Annotated in this window: 20 protein-coding genes; 16 read left to right on the top strand and 4 right to left on the bottom strand. The window is 44.5% G+C overall.

All coding sequences use genetic code 11. The features are described from left to right. Positions 1 to 49 precede the first annotated feature (49 nt). Both BHE18_RS14390 and BHE18_RS14385 read right to left on the bottom strand, forming a co-directional pair. On the bottom strand, positions 50 to 1,543 hold the full coding sequence (locus BHE18_RS14390; protein ID WP_071619231.1) for a peptide MFS transporter: 1,494 nt from the start codon (positions 1,541 to 1,543) through the stop codon (positions 50 to 52). Between the two features lie 247 nt (positions 1,544 to 1,790). Continuing rightward, a complete protein-coding gene (locus tag BHE18_RS14385; RefSeq protein WP_071619230.1) occupies positions 1,791 to 2,237 on the bottom strand; it encodes a YtoQ family protein in 447 nt (148 codons plus the stop codon). Between the two features lie 196 nt (positions 2,238 to 2,433). On the opposite strand from BHE18_RS14385, the gene BHE18_RS14380 reads away from it, so the two are divergent. From BHE18_RS14380 to murC, 8 genes are all read left to right on the top strand, one after another. Beyond that, complete coding sequence (locus tag BHE18_RS14380; RefSeq protein WP_071619229.1) at positions 2,434 to 2,940, top strand: hypothetical protein; 507 nt, start codon at positions 2,434 to 2,436, stop codon at positions 2,938 to 2,940. A 568-nt stretch (positions 2,941 to 3,508) separates the two neighbouring features. Then, positions 3,509 to 4,543, top strand: coding sequence for a PTS transporter subunit IIC (locus BHE18_RS14375; RefSeq protein ID WP_071619228.1), 1,035 nt, complete (start codon positions 3,509 to 3,511; stop codon positions 4,541 to 4,543). 1 nt (position 4,544) lies between these two features. Next, positions 4,545 to 4,859 carry a thioredoxin family protein gene (locus tag BHE18_RS14370; protein ID WP_071619227.1) on the top strand — a complete coding sequence of 105 codons (315 nt, stop codon included), beginning with the start codon at positions 4,545 to 4,547 and terminating at the stop codon, positions 4,857 to 4,859. A 143-nt stretch (positions 4,860 to 5,002) separates the two neighbouring features. Further along, positions 5,003 to 5,797: a DUF1444 domain-containing protein gene (locus BHE18_RS14365; protein ID WP_071619226.1), complete on the top strand. Its 795-nt coding sequence runs from the start codon at positions 5,003 to 5,005 to the stop codon at positions 5,795 to 5,797. 14 nt (positions 5,798 to 5,811) lie between these two features. Continuing rightward, positions 5,812 to 6,417 carry a YtpR family tRNA-binding protein gene (ytpR, locus tag BHE18_RS14360; RefSeq protein WP_071619225.1) on the top strand — a complete coding sequence of 202 codons (606 nt, stop codon included), beginning with the start codon at positions 5,812 to 5,814 and terminating at the stop codon, positions 6,415 to 6,417. 538 nt (positions 6,418 to 6,955) lie between these two features. Then, entirely contained in the window at positions 6,956 to 9,781 is a 2,826-nt protein-coding gene (locus tag BHE18_RS14355) for a DNA translocase FtsK (protein ID WP_071619224.1), read from the top strand. A 234-nt stretch (positions 9,782 to 10,015) separates the two neighbouring features. Continuing rightward, positions 10,016 to 10,687, top strand: a complete 672-nt coding sequence (locus BHE18_RS14350) for a hypothetical protein (RefSeq protein WP_141771878.1) — start codon at positions 10,016 to 10,018, stop codon at positions 10,685 to 10,687. Between the two features lie 218 nt (positions 10,688 to 10,905). Continuing rightward, positions 10,906 to 12,225, top strand: a complete 1,320-nt coding sequence (gene murC / locus BHE18_RS14345) for a UDP-N-acetylmuramate--L-alanine ligase (RefSeq protein WP_071619222.1) — start codon at positions 10,906 to 10,908, stop codon at positions 12,223 to 12,225. Between the two features lie 92 nt (positions 12,226 to 12,317). On the opposite strand, the gene BHE18_RS14340 is transcribed toward murC, so the two are convergent. Next, positions 12,318 to 13,433 carry an aminopeptidase gene (locus BHE18_RS14340; protein WP_071619221.1) on the bottom strand — a complete coding sequence of 372 codons (1,116 nt, stop codon included), beginning with the start codon at positions 13,431 to 13,433 and terminating at the stop codon, positions 12,318 to 12,320. A 197-nt stretch (positions 13,434 to 13,630) separates the two neighbouring features. Between BHE18_RS14340 and BHE18_RS14335 the strand changes: the two genes are divergently transcribed. The 4 genes from BHE18_RS14335 (at position 13,631) to BHE18_RS14320 (ending at position 16,057) form a co-directional block, all read left to right on the top strand. Then, positions 13,631 to 14,146 carry a DUF948 domain-containing protein gene (locus tag BHE18_RS14335; RefSeq protein ID WP_071619220.1) on the top strand — a complete coding sequence of 172 codons (516 nt, stop codon included), beginning with the start codon at positions 13,631 to 13,633 and terminating at the stop codon, positions 14,144 to 14,146. A 17-nt stretch (positions 14,147 to 14,163) separates the two neighbouring features. Next, positions 14,164 to 14,631 (top strand): YtxH domain-containing protein, encoded by a 468-nt coding sequence (locus BHE18_RS14330; protein WP_071619219.1) that lies wholly within the window; start codon positions 14,164 to 14,166, stop codon positions 14,629 to 14,631. Between the two features lie 119 nt (positions 14,632 to 14,750). Next, on the top strand, positions 14,751 to 15,065 hold the full coding sequence (gene ytxJ / locus BHE18_RS14325) for a bacillithiol system redox-active protein YtxJ (RefSeq protein ID WP_071619218.1): 315 nt from the start codon (positions 14,751 to 14,753) through the stop codon (positions 15,063 to 15,065). 422 nt (positions 15,066 to 15,487) lie between these two features. Next, positions 15,488 to 16,057 (top strand): YtxH domain-containing protein, encoded by a 570-nt coding sequence (locus tag BHE18_RS14320; RefSeq protein WP_071619217.1) that lies wholly within the window; start codon positions 15,488 to 15,490, stop codon positions 16,055 to 16,057. Positions 16,058 to 16,091: 34 nt separating this feature from the next. Here BHE18_RS14320 and BHE18_RS14315 read toward each other — a convergent pair whose 3' ends face one another. Continuing rightward, on the bottom strand, positions 16,092 to 18,254 hold the full coding sequence (locus BHE18_RS14315) for a cell division protein FtsA (RefSeq protein ID WP_071619216.1): 2,163 nt from the start codon (positions 18,252 to 18,254) through the stop codon (positions 16,092 to 16,094). A gap of 200 nt (positions 18,255 to 18,454) precedes the next feature. Here BHE18_RS14315 and BHE18_RS14310 point away from each other — a divergent pair, with 200 nt between their 5' ends. From BHE18_RS14310 to motS, 4 genes are all read left to right on the top strand, one after another. Beyond that, on the top strand, positions 18,455 to 19,531 hold the full coding sequence (locus BHE18_RS14310) for a bifunctional 3-deoxy-7-phosphoheptulonate synthase/chorismate mutase (RefSeq protein WP_071619215.1): 1,077 nt from the start codon (positions 18,455 to 18,457) through the stop codon (positions 19,529 to 19,531). A 709-nt stretch (positions 19,532 to 20,240) separates the two neighbouring features. After that, positions 20,241 to 21,239, top strand: a complete 999-nt coding sequence (ccpA, locus tag BHE18_RS14305) for a catabolite control protein A (protein WP_071619214.1) — start codon at positions 20,241 to 20,243, stop codon at positions 21,237 to 21,239. Between the two features lie 57 nt (positions 21,240 to 21,296). Further along, on the top strand, positions 21,297 to 22,109 hold the full coding sequence (motP, locus tag BHE18_RS14300) for a flagellar motor protein MotP (RefSeq protein ID WP_071619213.1): 813 nt from the start codon (positions 21,297 to 21,299) through the stop codon (positions 22,107 to 22,109). After that, positions 22,099 to 22,836 carry a flagellar motor protein MotS gene (gene motS, locus BHE18_RS14295; protein WP_071619212.1) on the top strand — a complete coding sequence of 246 codons (738 nt, stop codon included), beginning with the start codon at positions 22,099 to 22,101 and terminating at the stop codon, positions 22,834 to 22,836. The genes motP and motS overlap by 11 nt, the downstream gene beginning before the upstream one ends. Positions 22,837 to 22,847: the final 11 nt, after the last annotated feature.

The raw sequence follows: 22,847 nt of genomic DNA, 5'->3' as shown, positions 1-22,847 counted from the left end.
TTTTTATAACAAAAGCCCCCTGAACGGATCAGGGGGCTTAAACATTGGATTATTTTACACCTTTCATGAACACTTGGATCTTCGGTGCCAATAGGAAGAGGATGATACTTAATGCGATTGCTGCCCCTCCGATGGAACCAAAGTAAAGCATCTCTGAATCAGCTGAATAGAATCTAACAAGCTGTGCATTCAATGCTTGTGCACCTGCTGAAGCAAGGAACCAAAGACTCATCGTTTGAGCCGAGAATGCTTCAGGAGCAAGTTTCGTCGTGGCTGAAAGGCCGACAGGTGACAGCATCAATTCACCAAGGACAACGATGAAATAGCTCAATACAAGCCATAACGGGCTGACCAATGCATCTTCCCCTGTGAAATAACCAGGAAGCAGGATGACAAGGAATGAAAGTCCTGCAAAAAGAAGTCCCATTGCAAATTTCTGAGGGATCGTTGGCTGCCGGTCACCAAGTTTTACCCACATTCCGGCGAATATAGGTGCAAGCAGAATGATGAATAACGGGTTAAGTGACTGGAACCATGCTGGTGAAATTTCGATTCCCATGAAATCAAGCTGTGTACGTTTATCTGCATAAGCAGCAAGGATCGTAGAACCTTGTTCCTGAATTGCCCAGAACATGACAGCAGCGATGAATAATGGAATATAGGCAAGTACGCGTGAACGTTCAGTTGCTGTTGTTTTAGGACTTCTGTACATAATAATGAAATAGATAGTCGGCGCCAAGATTCCGAAAATTCCGACTAAATTGATGAATACATCTAACGTGAACATTCCATTAGGAATTGTGATTCCAAGGATAACTGCCAATACAATGACGACAAGAGCAGTGATGGAACCGTATTTTTTCTTTTCAGCAGCATTAAGCGGGTTCGGCACATAAGTACCAGCAAGACCCAGGCTCTTCTTCTTTGTGAGCATGAAGACGACTAATCCGAAGAACATACCGATTGCGGCAAGTGCGAATCCCCAGTGGAATCCGTAGCTCTTCATAAGTGCCCCGGTCAGAAGCGGTGCAAGGAAAGCACCCAAGTTGATCCCCATATAGAAGATACTGAACGCAGCATCGCGGCGTGTATCATTTTCTGCATACATTTCACCGACTACAGTAGATACGTTCGGTTTTAATAAACCTGTACCAAGTACGATTAATACCATTGAAACGAAAAACATTGACAGGCTGCCCGGGAATGATAAGGCGATATGCCCGAACATAATCAAGATTCCTCCGTAGAAGACGGCTTTCGATGTACCGAAGATACGGTCTGCAAGCCAGCCTCCGATCACACCTGACATATAAACGAGTGAACCATAAATAGACATGATTGCTAAAGCTGTACCTTCTTCTAGGCCAAGGCCGCCTTTTGAAACCTCATAATACATATAGTATACAAGGATTGCGCGCATTCCGTAGTAAGAAAAGCGCTCCCAAAATTCCGTGAAGAATAGCGTGAATAGTCCCTTAGGGTGTCCAAAGAATCCTTTCTGGGGAACACTATCCACAATTTTCTGTTTATTGATTGACGACATATTACAACCTCCTTAGTTCTTTTACTATAATATTTTAATATTTTCATAAAGTCAAAAAAACTTTTAAAACTAGTAAGTATATCATAAGATGTTTTTATTTTACTAATATTTTATTATTTTAGAATAGTAAGATAATTTAGGTCTGAAGAACTTGGTTTCACCATGAAAAAACATGCCGGATCCTATTATAGCGGCATGTTTTTCATGAAAGAAAGATAAAATTACTGTCAGCACAAGAATAAACTGGTTATTCAGTTTCGAAAATATATGAAAGTATTTTCGTTGCCTGTTCGATCGATGTGCACGTTACATTTGCTTTATTCGACAGTTCTTTCAGCGGATGATGAAGCTCTTCCGGGCGGATCAGGATCAGCGGTTTATTCAAGGCAAGGGCTGTACCTGCATCCATGGCTGTGTTCCATTGTTTATATTTTTCGCCGAACAACGCAATGACAAGGTCGGATTTCTTCATCAATAATTCAGTGCGGAGATTATTGACCGCAGATGCGGCGTCATCACGGAGTATCTTATCAGGCTGTTCGCCAAGGATTTCTTCCCCGATATGATCAGAACGTTCATGATTTTCCATCGGTCCCACAAACGACAAAGGCAAGTCCAGTTTTTTCGCTTCCTCCTTCAAATCTTCTCTCCAGCTGCTATGTATTTCCCCTGCAAGATAAACAGTGAATTCCAATTGTATCTCTCCTTTTTTTAGTCATTTTATCATATATACCCTCAGGTGGTGAAAAGTAACCTCCACTGCCATTAAATTAAGGTTTTTTCTTTGTGTAAGGGTTGTCAATGGTACTTTGTGACGGTATTATTAGCGTAGGTCCTTCAGGTAAACTTGAAGGCGGGTTCCGACGAAGCAGGAAAAGGAGGAAAAGAGGATGAAAACAAAGATTTCGATCGTTCTCTTCTTTCTTGTGCTTATATTAGCTGGATGCAATACAACAATAGACGAAGAGAAAGAGCAGACAGCCCAGACCGTGGAGGATACGTTCAAAAATACAGACAAGAACGCGAAAGAAGAGGCGGGCAGCCTCAGCTTTTATCTCCCGTTTGGAGCCAAGATTGAAAAGGAATCTGAACATAATGTCATCATTTCAAAAGGCTCTGATACATTCATTCTATTCACTAACCCAGAGGAAGATCAAAACAGTGAGCTTCTATATAATATGGCTATCAGCGATGAGAAGAATATCGTTCAAAATGATTCTTTCAAGGAAGATGATCGTTTTGGATATTATGTCATTAATAAATTGCCGGATTCAAAGGAGTATGAGCTGATTGTTGGAGTGGGAGGCACTAAATTAACCACCCAGTCAAGTTTGGAAGATCTTTCGGATCATGCCGAAATGATGATGGAAATAGCTGACTCTGTTAAACAAAATTAATCATATCTGCCGATTTTTCACTGAATTAAGTGGAAGATCGGTTTTTTTATATTATTTGGGAATTATAAAGTAAGGTATTTGTGATGATTACGGACTGCTGATCCCGCTGGTCCTCAATTAACAATTGGGGAGGCATTTTTACAGTGAAAAAGAGAAAAAAGTCTGATTTTCAGCTCAACCTATACTACTTTTCATCCAAAAATCTACTTTGAACTAGTGGTGAAGATGTTCAGAAAACATGGATATAAATATGCGAATATTTATTGTGCCGCATTAGGAATAATTGTGCCTCTTTCTCGGTAATTGGGCCTGAAAGCAGATAATTGTGCCACTTTCTCCATAATCGTGCCACTTGTCGAATCCTCTTTGCAGCTTGTCCCCGTAATTAACGGGCGGGCTCCTCCATCAACAAATGTGACCCGCTAGTCTTCTTCACCCTTCAATACCGTTTATTTATCATGATTTCCCTTAACCTGTGGTTTGGGAGGAAATTTATGATAGACAAAAGTAACATGTGTCTTTACACTAGTAAATGTGTGATTCTATTTATAGAAAAGGGGAATGTAGATTGAAGAATTACATGGAGAGTAAAGGGGTTAAGTTTTCTGCAAAGGTTTATTTCATAGATGCACTTAGTTATATGGCACTCGGTCTTTTCAGCTCGCTGATCATCGGACTGATCATCAAGACGATCGGGGAGCAGGCCGTGTTCCTGCCTGATGCGGTCAATACGTTCTTTATCGATATGGGTGCGCTCGCCATCGGGCTGATGGGACCTGCCATCGGAGCCGCGATTGCATATGGACTGGGTGCGCCGCCGCTGGTCCTGTTTGCTGCCGTGGTGACAGGGGCGGCGGGTGCTTCCCTTGGCGGTCCGGCCGGTGCCTACCTGGCCGCTGTCGTCTCAACTGAAATTGGGAAGCTTGTAAGCAAGTCGACGAAAGTGGATATCATTGTCACGCCTTTTGTGACAATTTTTACTGGTTTTTTTGTTGCGTATTTCGCCGGACCGCAAATTGGTGACTTTATGACGATGTTCGGAAGCTGGATCAGCTGGGCGACGGAACAGAGGCCGATCATTATGGGGATCCTCGTGGCGGCACTTATGGGGCTTGCGTTGACGGCTCCGATTTCCAGCGCTGCGATTGCCCTTATGCTTGATTTGAGTGGAGTCGCGGCCGGGGCTGCGACCATCGGATGTGCAGCCCAGATGGTCGGATTTGCAGTGATCTCCTACCGGGAAAATAAAGTAGGAGGGCTCCTGGCACAGGGGATCGGAACATCCATGCTGCAAGTTCCGAATATCGTCCGCAATCCGCGTATCTTACTTCCGCCGACCATTGCAGGTATGATCCTCGCACCGATCGGGACTACGATCTGGCTCATGGAAAACAATTCTGCCGGGGCGGGGATGGGAACGAGCGGCCTCGTCGGTCAGATCATGACATTCAAAACTATGGGTTTCACTTGGGATACAGCTTTAAAGGTGCTGCTGTTGCATTTCGTTGGACCTGCCGTCATCTCCCTGTTACTATCTGAATATATGAGGAAAATTGGCTGGATCAAACCGGACCAAATGACGATAGATACAGGAGGAAAATGATATGCGCAAACTTGAAACGATGGAAGAATTCCATGAATTGAAAAACAATGGAAAACATGTTTTTATGTTTTCAGCCGACTGGTGCCCGGACTGCCGGATCATCGAACCAATCCTGCCGGAAATCGAAAGTGAATATAGCGAGTATACCTTCATCTATGTCGATCGAGATCAATTCATCGATATCTGCATAGAGCACGACATTTACGGCATACCGAGCTTCCTTGGTTATGAAAACGGAAAGGAAACAGGCCGCTTTGTAAGCAAGGACCGTAAAACGAAAGAAGAAATACAGGAGTTCATGAACTCACTGTCCTAATAATGAAGAAGGGATATTCTTTCGGGGATGTCCCTTTTTTATTGTTGATTCTTTTGTATTATCACGATTTTATTGTAAAATGTTAAAAGTGGCAGTTTATAAGATATGAACGGGAATACTCAAGTTTAAGAAGGAGGGGAACCATGGATATAAAAAAATTAAAAGGCATCCTCCAGGAAAGACTGGACAAGCCTAATCGCACCTTTACATATGACCGGGATAAAGATTCCCTGCGGATTGAGAATACCGAGACCGGTAAAGGGATCACGGTTGCACTTCCTCCCATCGTTTCTAAATGGAAGGAAAATAATAAATCCATCATTGATGAAGTCGTTTATTACGTAGAAGAAGCATTGAATGTAATGGGGACTAAATCGGACATGGGAAGCAAAGAGAAAAACGTTTTCCCTGTCATCCGGTCAACTTCTTTTGCGACAGAATCAAATGACTGCATCCCGCTTGTAACAGATGAACATACAGCGGAGACAAGGATTTATTACGCCATAGATCTTGGATCCACCTATCGTTTGATCGATGAGAATATGCTGAAAGAGGAAGGCTGGACTCATGAACAGATGAAGGAAACGGCCCTGTTCAACGTGAGAGGGCTTTCGACACAGATGAAAAAAGACGAAGTAGCCGGGAATGTCTTTTATTTCTTGAACAATAATGATGGGTACGATGCGAGCCGCATCTTGAATGATGCTTTCTTGAAGAAAGTCAGCAGTGATATACAAGGGGAGATGACTGTGTCTGTCCCCCATCAGGACGTGCTTGTCATTGGTGACATCCGCAACGAAACAGGATATGATGTCCTTGCACAGATGACGATGAGCTTTTTCACGACCGGCAATGTACCGATCACCGCGTTATCATTTGTCTATGAAGACGGAGATTTGGAACCGGTCTTCATATTGGCTAAAAACCGTAAAAAGTGAAGGGAGAAAATGAAATGAACGTATTTTACAATCTTGAAGGAATCGGGGATACCCTCATCATCACGATGCAGCCCGGGTTTGAAGGGAAAGTGGCTCATGAGATGAAAGGAGATGCTGTCCGCATCTTTGATAAAGATTCAGGTGAAACAGCCGGCTTTAACTTGTTTAATGCCTCCAATTATTTGGAGCTTCAAGAAAAAGGGCAAGTTGAAATGAACGACGATAAGCTGGAGCAGATCAATAAAGCCATCAAGGAAAACGGCTTTGATGAGATTCTGGAAGCAGATTTCTCGCCTAAATTCGTAGTTGGTTTTGTTGCTGAAAAAGAGAAACACCCGAATGCAGATAAACTGAATATCTGCAAAGTGGATGTAGGCGGAGAATTCCTTCAGATCGTATGCGGCGCACCGAATGTCGACAAGGGACAAAAAGTGGTCGTGGCGAAAGTAGGCGCCGTCATGCCAAGCGGAATGGTCATCAAAGACGCAGAACTGCGCGGGGTTCCTTCATCAGGCATGATTTGTTCAGCAAAAGAACTCGACCTGCCAAACGCCCCCCAGGAAAAAGGCATCCTGGTACTCGAAGACAACTATGAAGTCGGACAGCCGTTTAAAGGATAAATTACTACCATCAAGCCCGGAGTCGATTGACTTCGGGTTTTTTATTATTGTAGATTTTATAAAACTAGTAGAGGAGTTGAGAGATTTTTTGCATTTAATATGAAAGCAGCTGAGAAAGGATGGATTTTAAGGAGGGAGTCAAAGAAAAATTTTAGTCTATCTCCAAATGGAGATTAGATTTGCACTTGAAGAATGTTGAAAGATAGTGGAGGAAGACTTAGTAGGTGTAACCCAGTAATCTTGCACGGAAATCATTAGCGGTTATGAAAGGACCCAATAAGTTGAGAGCTCAAAATAAGTACTTCGTTGAAGGCTCACGGGTTGCCCGCAAAAAGCGAAGTCTTCCACAGAAATCAACTGCGGTATAGAAAAACCAAACTCATTAATTCTTCATTCTAACTTTTCCCACCAAAACAATATTACACCAATATTGCTTTCGACACATTCTCTTAACAATTCTCTAATTCTATCGAAATCACTCGAATTTTTCTCTTTAACTGATAAAATAAAGATAAGTATCAAGGAAAGAGTGATAATCGTGAGCTGGATTAAAAAAATCATCAATAAACTATCAGATGAAGACGAACAATTTGAAGAATATATTGAAGAGGCAGAAGTCGAAGAAAAAGCACCCCGCCCTGAAAAGCGGATACTAAACAATAGAGCAGTAAACAAATCCAGGGACGTTGAAGCCAGGATGACATATCAATATCCGAAAGGGAACTTCAGATTCCCGCTCATTTCAGACGGGGAAAACCGGCAAGATCAGCGTCCGGTGAGAAAGCGTCATGAGCCTGAGAAGAATGAAAAGAGTGAGACACAACAAGGGGAAGTAAGGGAAATACAGCGAAAGCCACGTAAAAGCCAGATGCAAAACGCAGCCTATCAAAAAGCGAAACCTCCTGCCCAGACAGAACGTACTTACGAAAAAAGTGAAAAGATCTCAAAGACTAAAAAGGTTGAGAAAGGAAACAGCCGCCCGTTCAAGCCTACTGAGATCCCATCCCCTATATACGGGTTCAGGACGAGACCTGTTAAACCCGAAAAAAAGGGTGACGTGGAATTTGAACTGAATGAGTTCTTACAAAGCGGGAATGAGAAAGCAGTGGAAGTTAAACAAGAGGCGTACCCCCCGGAATTACGTGATTTACATGTAGTCAAAGAAAGTAAACAAGAAAAAGAAATGGAAGAAAAAAATGAGAGAATGCAAGAGAGCGGCAGCTGGTCCGGGGTTGAAGCTTCCCTGATAGGGAATGAATTTTCATTCAGGGAGAATGAGGCTGAACGGACAAGCCCATATAACCAAGGTTCCGTGGAAGAGACAACTGAAAAAGCCTTTTCAGAAAGTCTTCAATCAGAAATAACTTCTGCAGCCGCATTTGAAGAATCGCAGAAGCCTGAAGAACCTGCTGACGGGCATACAGAAGCGCAACAGAAAGATGGAGTAATCCAGTTGATGCAGCCACAAGGTATGCAGACTCAGGAACGGCCGCAAGGATCGGCTGATCTTGAAGCAGAAGATGATGAGCCTGCCCAACTGGAAGATCAAACCTTGCACACGGATCAACCGGAAGCTGAAACAAGACATGAAGAAATGAAACAGCCTGCAGCAGTGCAGACTCAAGAAAACACGCACGCGAATGATCCAGAAACCAAAAATGAAGAAGAACCTAAGCCAAGAAAGAGGTCACACCTTCCTTTCAATGTTCTGATGCTGAAGCAGGACAAAAGGCAGATGAATCAGCGGCACAGAGCACAGGCTGTTACTGAAAGAAAGTCAGAACCCCAAAAGCCTGGAGCCAGGAAAGGAAGCGGTCCGGAAAGGGAAATAGCTTCAGTGGAGCAGCAACCGTCATTTCCTGAAAACACACCGGTCAGCCGGAGATCAGATGATATCCAGGGGGAGGATGCTGCTAAAAGCTACAGTGAGCTGTCATCCGAGGTGAAACGCACCAAAGGCTATACTTTTCCTGAAATGGAATACTTAATGCCGCCTGTATCGAAGAAATTGAGCGGGGAGTGGCTGGAAGCACAGAAAAACCTTCTTGACGAGACACTGCACAATTTCAACGTAAGGGCAAAAGTGGTCAACGTCACCCAGGGTCCATCCGTCACGCGGTTCGAGGTGCAGCCTGAGCCGGGTGTAAAGGTAAATAAAATAACGAATCTCTCTGACGATATCAAGCTCAGCCTTGCAGCGAAAGATATCAGGATCGAAGCTCCGATCCCCGGTAAGCATACGATCGGGATTGAAGTACCGAACAGGGAAAGCCGTCCGGTCTGTATCAGTGAGGTGATCGCAAGCCCTGCCTTCCAGGAGTCGGAATCAGTGCTCACTGCAGCCCTCGGACTTGATATTTCCGGTCAGCCCATAGTAACCGATTTGAGCAAGATGCCGCACGGACTGATTGCTGGGGCCACGGGTTCCGGAAAGAGCGTATGCATCAATTCCATACTCGTCAGTCTCTTATACAAAGCATCACCTGATGAGTTGAAGATGCTGTTGATCGACCCTAAGATGGTGGAACTGGCGCCTTACAACCGAATTCCCCATCTGGTGAGCCCGGTCATCACAGACGTAAAAGCGGCTACGGCTGCTTTGAAGTGGGCTGTTGAGGAAATGGAAAGGCGTTATGAGTTGTTTGCCCATACCGGTGTGAGGGATATCAAGCGATTCAATGAATTGGCTAAACGTAATAAACAATACAATGACACCCTTCCATATTTGGTCATCGTCATCGATGAGCTGGCAGACCTCATGATGATGTCGCCTGCAGATGTCGAGGAGGCAATATGCCGTATTGCCCAGAAGGCGCGTGCCTGCGGGATTCATTTGATCATCGCGACACAGCGTCCTTCCGTGGATGTCATCACGGGATTGATCAAGGCGAATGTACCGACAAGGGTCGCATTCTCTGTTTCTTCAGGCGTGGATTCCAGAACGATCATTGATGGAAGCGGTGCTGAGCGGCTGCTTGGCAGAGGAGACATGCTGTTCTTGGAGAATGGATCCGGAAAGCCTGTAAGGCTTCAGGGTACCTTCGTCTCAGATGACGAGATAGACGACATCATCAACCATGTGAGGAACCAACGTGAGCCCGAGTATATCTTTCAGCAGGATGAACTGATCAAGAAAGCGCAAGTGACGGAGGAAGAAGATGAATTGTTCTTCGAAGCGTGTGAATTTGTCATTGATCAGGGAGGAGCTTCTGCTTCCAGTCTGCAAAGGCGGTTCAGGATTGGGTATAACCGTGCGGCAAGACTGATGGAAATGATGGAAAAGAGCGGTGTCATTTCGGAATCAAGAGGCAGTAAGCCGAGGGATGTACTGATTTCTGAAAGCGAACTGGAAACATTGGCATAGACTAGTACAAACATAGGATACGTGGTATTCTGTTTAGGATATAAACAGAATACCTATTTTTTTGGACGTTGGCAGTGTGCCATTTTGATGGCGGGTTTGGAGCTCAATGAAAAGGGGTAAGGGAAAAAGCGCCCCCCTGAAGAGGGACAATGCATCAGGCAAGACCTGCTGATAGGTCTGGGGAGATTATTATGTTGAATTCGAATAGGTGAGACGATGCAGGATAAGGAAATCTTGAATTTACATCAATACCGATTGAAGAAACAGCGCATCGCGGAAGAACAGATAGATGAATTATACCGCCAGGCGTTCGAATATGCGTTAAAAGAAACCAATATACGTGAAAAAGTAAGAGCCAAGATGATCTTTGCAGACCGATTTCATATGAAGGAACCATCCCTTGTCTCGAAAAAGGCGGAAGACGTTTTTCACCAATGGTTTCTTTTTGATTATAAAACAATAAAGGGACAAACATTATTCTTCCAATTCCTTCAGTCCCAAAAGTTTAGTGAACCGGTCAAAATGATAGGAGCACTGCTCCTGACCGCGGCACCTGAACCGCTGCTCGTTACGGGTATACAATCAGGGGAGCGGGAAATTCTGATCACAGGAAAAAACATCATCCATGTCAAGGAAGAAAGTGTAAAAACTTCCATATCGGGACGGTCTGAAGAAATACGGCCGGGTTCAACCTATTTTGTGAGAAAAGTCCCGCTTGTTACAGATCAGTGGCTCATAGGACCCGTATTTGAGGCAGCTGGCAGTGATTTTCCGGGGAAGATAAAAGAAGATTACCATCTAAAGAATCATGAAAATGGAGTATTATGGAGAACATTTTTAAAAGAAGAAGCACCTTCATACATCCTTAAGGGGGATTCCCCTCCCGTTCATGGTCATCGGCTTTAAAAAGGCTTTAAAAAGTGATATAATGTTCAAGTTGAAAGAAACAAGAAACAAATAATAGGTGTATCAGAAGTTAGCCTTTCTTCTGGAACTTCCTTATACTTAAGAAGCGGCAGTCTGCTGCAGGGTAGTACAGTATCTTATATCCACAGCCATACGGATAGCAAAAAAATATTCATTTCATATAATGCTTTAGATAGATGATTGTTGGAGGTTCTATTATGACTATATATCATTTCGTAGGAATCAAGGGTTCGGGTATGAGTGCACTGGCCCAAATACTCCATGATACGGGCTACGAGGTCCAGGGATCTGACTATGACAAATATTTCTTTACTCAAAAGTCTCTAGAAGATTCAAATATTAAAATACTCCCTTTCCAGAAAGAAAATATCGGAGGGGATATGCATGTGATCGCCGGGAACGCTTTTCCCGATACACATGAAGAAATTGAAGCGGCAATCCAACAAGGGGTGCCGATCACAAGATATCATAAATTCCTTGGCGACTTCATGCAGAAGTATACAAGTGTCGCAGTGACCGGGGCACATGGTAAAACATCCACCACCGGCCTTCTTGCACACGTGATCAGCGGAGCGAAACCTACTTCTTATTTGATCGGGGACGGTACAGGTAAAGGAGCAGTCGATGCCCAATACTTTGTATTCGAAGCGTGCGAGTATCGACGCCATTTCTTATCCTATTATCCCGACTATGCCATCATGACGAATATCGATTTCGATCATCCTGATTACTTCGCGAACGTAGACGATGTCTTCTCGGCATTCCAGGAGATGGCGATGCAGGTAAAGAAAGGGATCATTGCATGCGGGGATGATGAGCAGTTACAAAAAATACAGGCTCAGGTACCGGTTGTTTTCTACGGTTTCGCAGAAGAAAATGATTTCCAGGCAAGAAATGTGAACCGCGACCGTGAAGGTACATCATTCGATGTATTCGTGCGGAATGAATTCTATGCAAGCTTCAAGATCCCGACTTTTGGCGATCACAATATCCTGAATGCTTTGTCAGTCATCGCGATCTGTCATTATGAAGAACTCGACACTGCCGTCGTGCAGGAAAGGTTGAGCAGCTTCAAAGGTGTAAAACGCCGTTTCTCGGAAAAAGAAATCGGTTCCCAGATCCTGATCGATGACTATGCGCACCATCCGACCGAAATCAAGGCGACTGTGGATTCAGCCCGTCAAAAGTATCCTGAAAAGGATATCATCGCTGTATTCCAGCCGCATACGTTTACACGTACGCAGACATTCCTTACAGAATTCGCTGAAAGCCTCAACTTGGCTGATAAAGTGTATCTTTGCGAGATTTTTGGTTCAGCAAGGGAAAACCACGGCAAGCTGTCAATCGGGGATCTGCAAAGTAAAATCGAAGGATCGGAAATCATCGATGAACAAGATACCACTCCATTACTGAAACATGACAACAGCGTCCTGATTTTCATGGGAGCGGGAGATATTCAGAAGTTCCAGGAAGCATACGAATCGACCTTGAAAGAAAAATTAGCTGAAAACGAATAATGGAAAGCCGGCAATATGCCGGCTTTAATTCGAAGGCCCGTCCGCCAATGTTCTAACGCATTGGCGGACGGGCCTTTATTTGTATTGCTGTTTTATTTAAGGTTTTCCGGGTTCAGGACTTCGAGTTCAGACAGGACGAACTTTCCATCTTTGCGGATCAGTACGTCTTCGAAGTAGATTTCCCCTCCGCCGTATTCAGGTCTTTGGATCATCACCATGTCCCAGTGAATATTGGAATGGTTTCCATTGTAGGCATCTTCATAGCATTCGCCCGGCGTGAAATGGAAGCTGCCGTCGATTTTTTCATCAAACAGGATGTCCTGCATCGGATGCTGGATATAGGGATTGACCCCGATCGCAAATTCGCCGACGTATCTTGCCCCTTCATCCGTATCGAAGATTTTATTGATCCGTTCTGTGTCGTTGGCAGCCGCCTCTGTTATCTTACCATCTTTGAACGTCAGCTTGACATTCTCGAAAGTGAATCCATTATAAGGGGACGGAGTATTGTAGGAAATGGTCCCGTTCACAGAATCCTTGACAGGAGCAGAATAAACTTCTCCATCAGGAATGTTCAGGCGCCCTGCACATTTAACCGCCGGAATATCCCTGATGGAGAAAGTCAAATCGGTTCCTTCCCCGACAAGCCGCACTTTGTCCGTATTGTTCATGAGTTCAACGAGGTTGTCCATCGCTTTATCCATTTTACTGTAATTAAGGTTGCAGACATCAAAGTAGAAGTCTTCAAATGCTTCGGTGCTCATCTTTGCGAGCTGGGCCATCGATGCATTAGGGTAGCGGAGGACGACCCATTTTTTCTTGGGAACACGGATTTCCCTATGTACTTTCTTTCCGATTGTATTTCCATGGATCCTCATTTTATCATCCGGGACATCGGACTGTTCATTGATATTATCACCGGACCGGAGCCCGATGTACGCATCCATTTCCTTCATGACATCCGCTTCAAAGCCGGCCATCATATTATATTGCTCTTCTTGTGCCCCGAGCAGCAATGCGCGGTCAACGGAGTGATCTTTGATGGAAACAAACGGGCAGCCGCCTGCTGCATATGCTTCTTTAACAAGTGCCGTGACCAGTTCACGCTGCAAGCCGAAGTTTTCAATCAAGACTTTTTCTCCAGGCTGCAGCTGCACGGAATATTGAATCAGGTTCCGTGCAAGTTTTTCAATACGCGGATCTTTCATTTATGTCTACCTCCTTATGCTTATCCATTTTATTGTACCCTAAAAATTACCGGGATGATAAAAAAGTAAATGAGAAAAGATAAAAAAGTATTTTTAAATTTAAGCAGGATTTTCCCTTCAGGAGGAAGAAATCCTAGTATAATGTTTTATTTGTGTATAGAGTGGGTAAAGAATTTCTATACATGGAGGTGTACTATATGGAAATAATTCTTTATCTAAGTGTAGCAGTTATTGCAATTGCCTTTTTCATTTTAGTTATTAGCGTTATGAAAACCTTGAAATCAATGGGGACGACCCTCGACAGTGTATCAAGTACGTTGAACGGTCTTGAAACCCAGCTTCAGGGAGTGACGAAGGAGTCTACTGAATTACTACATAAAACGAATCTGTTAGCCGAGGATATCCAGCGCAAGTCTGAGGATTTGAACACCGTTGTTTATGCAGTAAAAGATGTAGGTCATTCCATCCAGAACCTTAATAACTCGGTGAAGAAAGTGAGCACTTCCATCTCTTCTGAACTGGAGAGGAATCAAGGAAAGATTTCCCAGGTGGTTCAGTGGGGAAATGCGATTATCGAGTTAAAGGACAAGTGGAAGCAAAAAAAGGAACAACAGTCGAGTCTTTCTGACAACGCTGTTCAAAATCAACCCGCACCCACAGAAGTTCAATCTCGAGAAAAATTGGTTAAAAGAGCAAGATCTTATAACAATTAGGAGAGGGGAATTTTCAAATGACACAAAACCAAACTCAAAATCAGCAAACTAACGACAGCAACAACATCAACTCAAAGGATTTCATGATCGGAACCTTGATCGGAGGGATCGTTGGCGCAGCCACTGCGCTGCTGCTGGCTCCAAAGTCCGGTAAGGACCTTCGTAATGATCTCAACGATCAGGCTGTCGTAATTAAGGAAAAGTCAGGTCAATGGAAAGACACCGCGGTTGAGAAAAGCAATGAACTGGCGGCTGTTGCAAAAGAAAAGTCCGCTGCGTTCACTAAGACTGTCCAGGAACAATCCAATACAGTGAAGGATAAATTTAAATCTTACCGTTCTAAAAGTACAGAAGACGTAAACGATGAGCTTCAGGAAGTACCTGTGGGAGATGCGACTCCAGTGCAGGAAACTGAAGATGTAAACCAAAAGCTTGAGGAAACAAAGAAAGCTTTTGATGAAACAGAAAAAACGTATAATCAATAAGAGTTGTCCTCTAGAGCGGTGAAGTGATATGATTACTTCGCCGCTTTTTTGTGCAGGCTATTGTAGATACAATTGACAAGTTTTTTAAAGATAGAGGAGAGAAAGGATGAATAAGACAGATGCAAAAGATTGAAACGGTACAGCAATTCGAGCAACTCGCAGAAACGAATCCCCGCTTCTTTTTCATGAAACACAGCTTGACCTGTCCGATCAGTTCAAGTGCGTTCACTGATTATCAGGCATTCCTCAATAATAACAGGGAAGAAGACGGCTATTACCTCGCAGTCCAGGAGGCAAGGGAACTCTCAAACCACATTTCCGAAAAATACGGCATCAAACACGAATCACCACAAGCCTTCCTATTCATAGACGGCAAACCAGGCTGGAACGCCTCCCACTGGAACATCACCGAAAAAGAACTCAGCAAACTCTAAAAAGAACCTGCATGTGCAGGTTCTTTTTGTTTTTTCATTTGGAGGGCTGCGGTAAAAATATTTGTGGATAAGGGGGCCCTGCTGCTTATTTATAGGAGATACCAGCGGTTAATTGGAGTGCAAGGCGAATCTTCCTATCTGAAATGCGGAAGGGCTTTGCTCAGAGGCGAGTGCCTCTAGGCCCTGCAGCTGGACAGTTCTCCGTAGAAATTTTAGAGGAGGCTCACCGCTCGCCCGCGGAGAGCGAAGTCTTGCAACGGAAACCATCAGCGGTGATGCCACTTAACACTCATAAATATTATGATTTTATTTATCCAACAACGGTAATAACAGGAATTTCCCAAACAAAAGTTTATTTGCAAGCGAACGGGGAATTACACGTAATAACAAATCAAACCAACACAATAGGAGGATCAACCAAAATGGTACAATCTTATCAAAATAAAACAGCACAACCGAATAACAATGTAAACCAAGTCCCAACCGTAAAAGATAAAAGAAGCGGCAAGCTGGTAAAGGGAATCCTGCTGGGCGCAGTCGTCGGCGGGGCAGTTGCCATGATGGATAAGAACACAAGAAAAAAAATCACCAACGGAACAAGTTCGATGAAAGACTCTACTATGGACATGGTCTCAAAAGTAAAAGATAATCCGTCCGGAGTGATGAATGACTGGCAGGACCGCATTAAATCAGCATCATCTGTACTGAAAGAAGCGATCAATGACGCACAGAAGCTATATGAAAAGGTGAACGGCGAAGTCATCGACCAAGTGAATCAGGTTAAAGAGGATTCAACAGACATCATCGCGACTACCAAGGAAGCTGCAGAAGATTTGAAAGAAATCGGAAGCAAGGTAAAAGAAGCCGGTGAAGAAGTGACCTCAGAATCATCACAGACTTCATCTGTTTCGACCTCCACTTCATCTTCAAGTAACAGTAATGTCCACAGCACGAATAAACCGAGCAGTGTTCCTGGACAGGTCGGATCATAAAAAAAACTGGCCCCATGGCCAGTTTTTTTGTGTGCTAATTTTTATGGGGTGCATTCGTCCACAGTATTTCGAGACTGTCACCAGCTTGTATTTCTTCATAAAAAGTAGTTTCTTCCCCATTTAGAAGAAGCTGAAAAGAGGCATTACCGTTATCAGGCATGGCGACTTCCACATGATTGAAGACATCCTGGAAAATGAAAGGGTGAGCCCCTTTCTCTTCAATCGTGATCGAGTCCCCGGCATTCAAGGTGTCATTCACTTTCAATGGAAGTCCTTTTTTATATGCCGTTACCGTTTCACGCTTCAATAAAACAGGGGTGTCATTGAACATGACCTTGATTGACTGCTCCTTGTAATCTTTTCGTTTCGCCATTAGTTCTCCAACTGTCGGGGAGACAGGGCGAGAGACGATAATCTTATCCCTGTGGGAGATCGCAGCAGTCGGTTTAACCTCCATGCCATTCAAGACTACCTTCCCGCCGAACGCCGGAATGAACGTTTCTTTTCCGTTGATGGTGAGACGGAATGGTTTACACGCTTCGAGTAATTCATCATAGCCAAGCTTCCTCAACGTATCAACAATTGTTTCCTTCAGTTCATAATGAATAGAGTCACCGTCTTCAATTGTGTCATCCATTGAAGCATTCTTCCCATTCCTTAGCAACAGCGGTGAAAGGGTGTGTTCTTTTTCATTAATGACGATCTCTTTATCTGGAGCATGATCTAGGAGATCCCGTATCTTTACGTTTGGAGCGGGCCCATCATTCCCTTTGATTACGGTGATCCTGTCATGGTTCATGAGTGGGTCTTCGACCGATGCAGATTTCCCGTTTTTTAAGATCTCCGGAGGGTAGCCATAGCCTCCCGGGAGGGTCACTTCCTGGCCATTGACAGTGATAAAGAAAGCTGAGCCGGGTTTTCCATACAATTTACTGATTGTTTGGCCGGCGGCAAGAAGCCCGTCCCCGATTGTTAAATCCTTTACTTCAAACAGCCTGATCGGCTGATCGTTTACGTGGATGGTCACGTATTGCACGGGAGCTTGTTTAGCGGCAATCGCAATCCCTACAGGTGTCACCAATTCAGGACCGCCGGCGGGGAGGTCTGAAAACGCTAAATTCTGTATGGCTTCTATCCCTCTTACAGCCACTCTGTTATCCGGGAGGTTCAGGAATCTTGCCAATTCAACGTTTAAAGAGGGAGTCAAGCTTCCCCCTCCGACAAGCATGACTGCCTGGGGAGGTTTTTGATTGTTTAATAACAGGATTTCATGTGAAATTCTTTCTGCAAGCTGTACGATGGAAGGATGTATTTTTTCCACCACTTCTTCTACCGGGAAGTCTGATTCAAAACCGAGGATGTCGGTGACCGTAATGCTTTCGGATTGGTGCAGTTCCCTTTTTGCTCTTTCTGCCAGAGGGAAATCAAGAAGCAGGGCATCACTGAGTGCCTCCGTAATCTCATCGCCGGCAGTCGGCACCATCCCGTAGGCGGTGACCGTTCCTTTGTTTGTCAAAGCGATATCAGATGTTCCCGCTCCGATATCGACCAGTGCCACATTCAATCTTCTCATGGAAGGCGGGATCAAGACATTGATGGCAGCGATTGGTTCAAGAGTGAGTGCTTCCATTTCGAGGCCCCCACGGCTTAAAGCAGCCAAGAGTGATTCAACGACGACTCTCGGCAGGAAAGTGGCGATAATTTCGACGCCCGCTTCTTCCCCCTGCTGATCGATCAGGCTGCCGATTTCTTCTCCGTCGAGACGATAGTAGAGAACCGAATATCCAACGCAATAATAATGATAGCTCTTTGCATCGCTTACTTCTTTAGCTGCCTGAGCCTGGGCCTTCTGGACCGCACTGAGTTCCAAGTGGAGTATATCTTCCTTTTTCAGGAGCGGTTTGCCTTTAATGGAAAAAGAAGAGTGCGACTTCTCCGTTTTCAGTGCTCTTCCGGCGGCAGCGACACAGACTTTGTGAAGAGGTCCATGCTTTTCTTCGAGCTTCTTCTTGATTGAAGAAATGACCGTTGAAACGGCGGGTACATCGTGGATTTGTCCGTCAAGCATCGCGCGTTCCTTGTGCTCTTCCACTTCAATATCGGATACATGGTATTTCCCGTCTTTTTCTTCAAGGATGATCCCGACTACAGAGCGGGTGCCTATATCCAATGAAAAAATTTTTTGCAAAGTATACACCTACTTTTGAACAGTCTCATAAGATACTAAAATACTTTAGTGCTTAAAAGCGTTTAATTAATAAAGAAATTTATCGTGACATTTGAGAATTCTTCTATTATAATTAGTTTCAATATCTATAAAAAATGTATCATACTTTTACAAAACTAAAACAGTTTTTTATGTATGAACAGGATAAAATCAAGAAAGGGTGCTGTATTGTGAGTAATCAAGAGCTCGATCTATTACGGAAAAAAGTCGACGAGATGAACTTAAAACTACTAGAAACCATCAATGAGCGTGCTAAGCTCGTTCAGGAAATCGGGCGTGTGAAGGAAAAGCAAGGAGTATACCGGTATGATCCTGTTCGTGAAAGAGGAATGTTAGACCTGATCAAGGAAAATAACAATGGTCCGTTTGAAAATTCGACCATTGAACATATCTTTAAAGAGGTCTTCAAAGCTGGTTTAGAATTACAGAAAGATGATCATCGCAAAGCACTGTTAGTATCCCGTAAGAAAAAAGCAGAGGATACGATTGTGAACATTAACGGAGATGCAATCGGTGACGGGAATCCTCATTTCATCTTCGGTCCATGTGCAGTTGAATCTTATGAGCAGGTAGCCCAAGTGGCACAGGCTGTCAAAGCGAAAGGATTAAAACTTCTTCGCGGAGGAGCCTTCAAGCCAAGAACATCGCCATATGATTTCCAGGGACTTGGAATCGAGGGCTTGAAGATCCTTAAGAAAGTCGCGGATGAATACGATCTCGCTGTAGTCAGTGAAATCGTGAATCCAGCGGATATCGAACCTGCACTCGAGTACATCGATGTGATCCAGATCGGTGCGAGGAATATGCAGAACTTCGAATTGCTGAAAGCTGCCGGAGCAGTGAAAAAACCGGTACTGTTAAAAAGAGGTCTTGCTGCCACGATCGATGAATTCATCAATGCAGCTGAATATATCATTTCTCAGGGCAACGGAGACATTATCCTTTGTGAACGTGGTATCCGTACCTACGAGAAAGCGACAAGGAATACACTTGATATCTCTGCTGTGCCTATCCTTAAGCAGGAGACTCACCTTCCTGTATTCGTGGATGTCACGCATTCCACAGGGCGCAGGGACCTTCTGCTTCCGACTGCAAAAGCAGCAATCGCCATCGGAGCGGACGGTGTAATGGCAGAAGTACACCCGGACCCGGCTGTAGCCCTGTCCGACTCAGCCCAGCAAATGGACCTGGACCAATTCGATCACTTCTACCAGGAACTATTAAAAGGCCGCACAATCAACGTTTAATAAACCCAAAACGGGGTATAGAAAAAAGGCTGGACTTTCACGCAAAGTCCAGCCTTTTTAGTTTGAAATGCTCATATAGGATTTGTTGGTAAAGCAACTGTGGTGTTAGGTGCTTTCCAGCTTTTGATTGGAGTGCAAGACGGAGACTCCTGCGGGAAGAGTAGCATATTAGAAAAGCGGAAGGGCTTTGCTCAGAGGCGGGTGGCATAAGACGAATTGGCCTAGAAGGCGCTCTTTGCCTTCTTGGTCGGTTTGGCTTATGACATGTGCCTCTAAGCCCTACAGCTAGACATGTGAGACCCCGCAAGCGAAGCCGAGGAGGCTCACGGGCTACCCGCGGAAAGCGGAGTCTTGCACGGAAATCAAAAGCGGCTTTTTGAAGGCTCCACTTCTCCCCACGGAAAAAATGCCTGCAGCGAAAAGGAACGGTTCCTGTGAATCAGGCATCAATTCGGAAAGCGAAGTCTTGTACGGAAATCAAAAGCGATGTTCAGTTAGTTACTTTTATCCTCAATTATTGAAGTCCAACAAACTCTGTCGTATGATAATCAGCATAATTGCAGATAAATAGACTAAAGACTGTTATAATAAATTTTTTAACGCTAAATATGTGCATTTTTTAACAAACCATTGTAATCGCTTTTTTCTTATGGTTTGTTTAGTGTAAAATAACAATAACAAGTTGAGAAGTTGAAGGAGTGTCAAAAACATGAATATCACAATTTACGATGTAGCACGGGAAGCAAATGTCTCGATGGCCACAGTATCACGCGTAGTAAACGGAAACCCTAATGTAAAACCTGCAACAAGGAAAAAGGTGCTCGAGGTCATCGACCGGCTTGGATATCGTCCAAACGCGGTAGCCAGGGGGCTTGCAAGCAAAAAAACGACTACAGTCGGCGTTATCATCCCGGATATCTCGAATATATTCTATGCTGAACTTGCCCGCGGAATCGAAGATATTGCCACGATGTACAAATACAACATCATCCTGAGCAACTCCGATCAAAATTCGGAAAAAGAACTTCACCTGTTAAATACGATGCTTGGAAAACAAGTGGATGGAATCCTGTTCATGGGCGGGCATATTTCAGAAGAACACGTCCAGGAATTCGAGCGTTCCCCGGTTCCGATCGTGCTTGCCGGTGCGGTGGAAGAAACCAATACGGTCCCATCTGTTAACATTGACTATAAAGCTGCGACGAATGATGCAGTAAAGGAGCTGCTTGATAAGGGACATAAACGAATCGGGTTTGTAAGCGGTCCTTTCCACGATACAATCAATATGAAGTTCAAGCTTGAGGGTTATAGGGAAGCATTGGCCTCAGCAGGTGTGGAATTCAGCGACGACCTGGTGGTCGAAGGCGAATACACATACGATTCCGGTCTTGAAGCATGGCAGAAGTTTTCTGAACTCGCTGACAAGCCGACAGCGATCTTCGTAGGGAACGATGAGACAGCCCTTGGTGTGGTGCACGGTGCCCAGGACAGCGGTGTGAACATCCCTGAAGATGTTGAGATCATCAGTTTTGATAATACAAGACTTGCCCTTATGGTAAGACCGCAATTGACTTCAGTCGTACAGCCCCTGTATGACATCGGCGCCGTCGCAATGAGGCTGTTGACGAAATACATGAACAAAGAAACGGTGGAAGAAGAGAGCGTTGTATTACCTCACCGCCTTGAACAACGCGGCTCAACAAAATAAGTTTCTTGCCGATAATACAATCAACAGAAAAAGAACTTATTTACAGGGAGAGTCAAAATGAAGAAGATTGATGTTCTTACGCCTATCGGAGTGATCATAGGCTTTCTATTTGTTGGATTTGCCATCATGACAAATGAAGGGCTGTCGGGGTTTGCTTCATTCGTGGACCCTTCCTCCTTCTTTATCGTCACTGGCGGTCTGATTGCGGCCATGCTGGTCAGTTTCTCATTCAAAGAGCTGAAGCATATGGGCGGGGTCATGCGGGAAGCATTCAGGGATGAGGATTACGATATCCATGGATTGATCCGGACATTCATCAAGCTTTCTGAAAAAGCGAGGAGGGAAGGCCTCCTTGCATTAGAAGCGGAAGTGGAAGATATTGAGGATCCTTTCATTCGAAAAGGGGTCCTCTTAGCTGTTGACGGCATCGAACCCGATGTCATGACGGATATTATGGAAGCGGAGATTATTGCACTCGAAGAGCGTCACCGCAAAGGGAAAAGCTTACTGGATAAAGCGGGTGAATACGCACCTGCCTGGGGGATGATCGGAACGTTGATCGGACTTGTCCTGATGTTGAAAAACCTGAATGATCCGTCTACCCTAGGTCCCAATATGGCGATTGCCCTCCTGACGACCCTTTATGGATCCCTATTGGCCAACCTTGTTTTCATCCCGATGGCATCGAAGCTTGCAATGCGGACGGAGAAAGAAGTGTTCATGAAGCAAATCATCATCGAAGCAGTGGTCGGGATCCAGTCAGGCCAGAATCCAAGGATCCTTGAAGAAAAGCTTAAAGTCTTCATGTCCCAGGATGACCTTATGAAGTATGAGGAAAAAGAGCTCGAGGAAGCTACCTATGAAGCGTAGAAGAAGGCCGCCTGAACCAAGGTCCCATGCTCCGCGATGGATGGTGACTTTTTCCGATTTGATTACTCTTATTCTCGTATTCTTCATTCTCCTTTTTTCAATGTCGCAGATTGATATCGTTAAATTCAGGGCGATCGCAGATTCATTTCAGCAAAAAGACATACTTGATTTCGAACCGTCCATCATTCCTTCTGAACAACCGTCTGGAAAAAACAATTTGGAAATGACAGGCGAAATCGCAGATAGGGAAGAAAAGCAGGAAGAAGAGCTGCGCGGGCTTTTAAGTGATATTCGATCTTACCTGAGGGAAAATGGATTAGATGAGATTGTGACAGCGACAAGAACGGAGCGGGGAGTTGTGCTGGTCCTCCCTGAGCAGTCACTCTTCGATTCAGGTGAAGCAGATGTCCTGCCTTCCTCTTATCTTTTTTTGGATAAAGTGGGAGCACTGCTTGAAAGGATCCCTAACTTCGTAAAAGTCGAGGGCCACACAGATAACAGGCCGATTTCAACATCTCAATTCCCATCCAATTGGGAGCTTTCGTCTGCACGCGCCAGTTCAGTCATCCGGTATTTGACCAGCACGGAAGACCTGGATCCAAAGCGCTTCATAGCAGTAGGGTATGGGGATACCCGGCCGGTCGCACCTAATGATACAGAAGAAAATCTGCAAAAAAACAGAAGAGTTGAGATCATCATCAGTGATCCCGCATATGAAAATGAGTAAAAGCGAAAGAA

It is taken from the genome of Rossellomorea aquimaris, from assembly GCF_001877785.1.
Taxonomy (GTDB): Bacteria; Bacillota; Bacilli; order Bacillales; family Bacillaceae_B; genus Rossellomorea; species Rossellomorea aquimaris_A.
Note: the sequence above shows the minus strand (reverse complement) of the source record. Positions and strands in the feature narration are given on the sequence as shown.

What these genes read in the sequence shown, in the direction of transcription:
- BHE18_RS14390 (WP_071619231.1), bottom strand. Translation starts at nt 1,543, where the DNA reads ATGTCGTCAATCAATAAACAGAAAATTGTGGATAGTGTTCCCCAGAAA.
- BHE18_RS14380 (WP_071619229.1), top strand. Translation starts at nt 2,434, where the DNA reads ATGAAAACAAAGATTTCGATCGTTCTCTTCTTTCTTGTGCTTATATTA.
- BHE18_RS14370 (WP_071619227.1), top strand. Translation starts at nt 4,545, where the DNA reads ATGCGCAAACTTGAAACGATGGAAGAATTCCATGAATTGAAAAACAAT.
- BHE18_RS14365 (WP_071619226.1), top strand. Translation starts at nt 5,003, where the DNA reads ATGGATATAAAAAAATTAAAAGGCATCCTCCAGGAAAGACTGGACAAG.
- ytpR (WP_071619225.1), top strand. Translation starts at nt 5,812, where the DNA reads ATGAACGTATTTTACAATCTTGAAGGAATCGGGGATACCCTCATCATC.
- murC (WP_071619222.1), top strand. Translation starts at nt 10,906, where the DNA reads ATGACTATATATCATTTCGTAGGAATCAAGGGTTCGGGTATGAGTGCA.
- BHE18_RS14340 (WP_071619221.1), bottom strand. Translation starts at nt 13,433, where the DNA reads ATGAAAGATCCGCGTATTGAAAAACTTGCACGGAACCTGATTCAATAT.
- BHE18_RS14335 (WP_071619220.1), top strand. Translation starts at nt 13,631, where the DNA reads ATGGAAATAATTCTTTATCTAAGTGTAGCAGTTATTGCAATTGCCTTT.
- BHE18_RS14330 (WP_071619219.1), top strand. Translation starts at nt 14,164, where the DNA reads ATGACACAAAACCAAACTCAAAATCAGCAAACTAACGACAGCAACAAC.
- ytxJ (WP_071619218.1), top strand. Translation starts at nt 14,751, where the DNA reads ATGCAAAAGATTGAAACGGTACAGCAATTCGAGCAACTCGCAGAAACG.
- BHE18_RS14320 (WP_071619217.1), top strand. Translation starts at nt 15,488, where the DNA reads ATGGTACAATCTTATCAAAATAAAACAGCACAACCGAATAACAATGTA.
- ccpA (WP_071619214.1), top strand. Translation starts at nt 20,241, where the DNA reads ATGAATATCACAATTTACGATGTAGCACGGGAAGCAAATGTCTCGATG.
- motP (WP_071619213.1), top strand. Translation starts at nt 21,297, where the DNA reads ATGAAGAAGATTGATGTTCTTACGCCTATCGGAGTGATCATAGGCTTT.
- motS (WP_071619212.1), top strand. Translation starts at nt 22,099, where the DNA reads ATGAAGCGTAGAAGAAGGCCGCCTGAACCAAGGTCCCATGCTCCGCGA.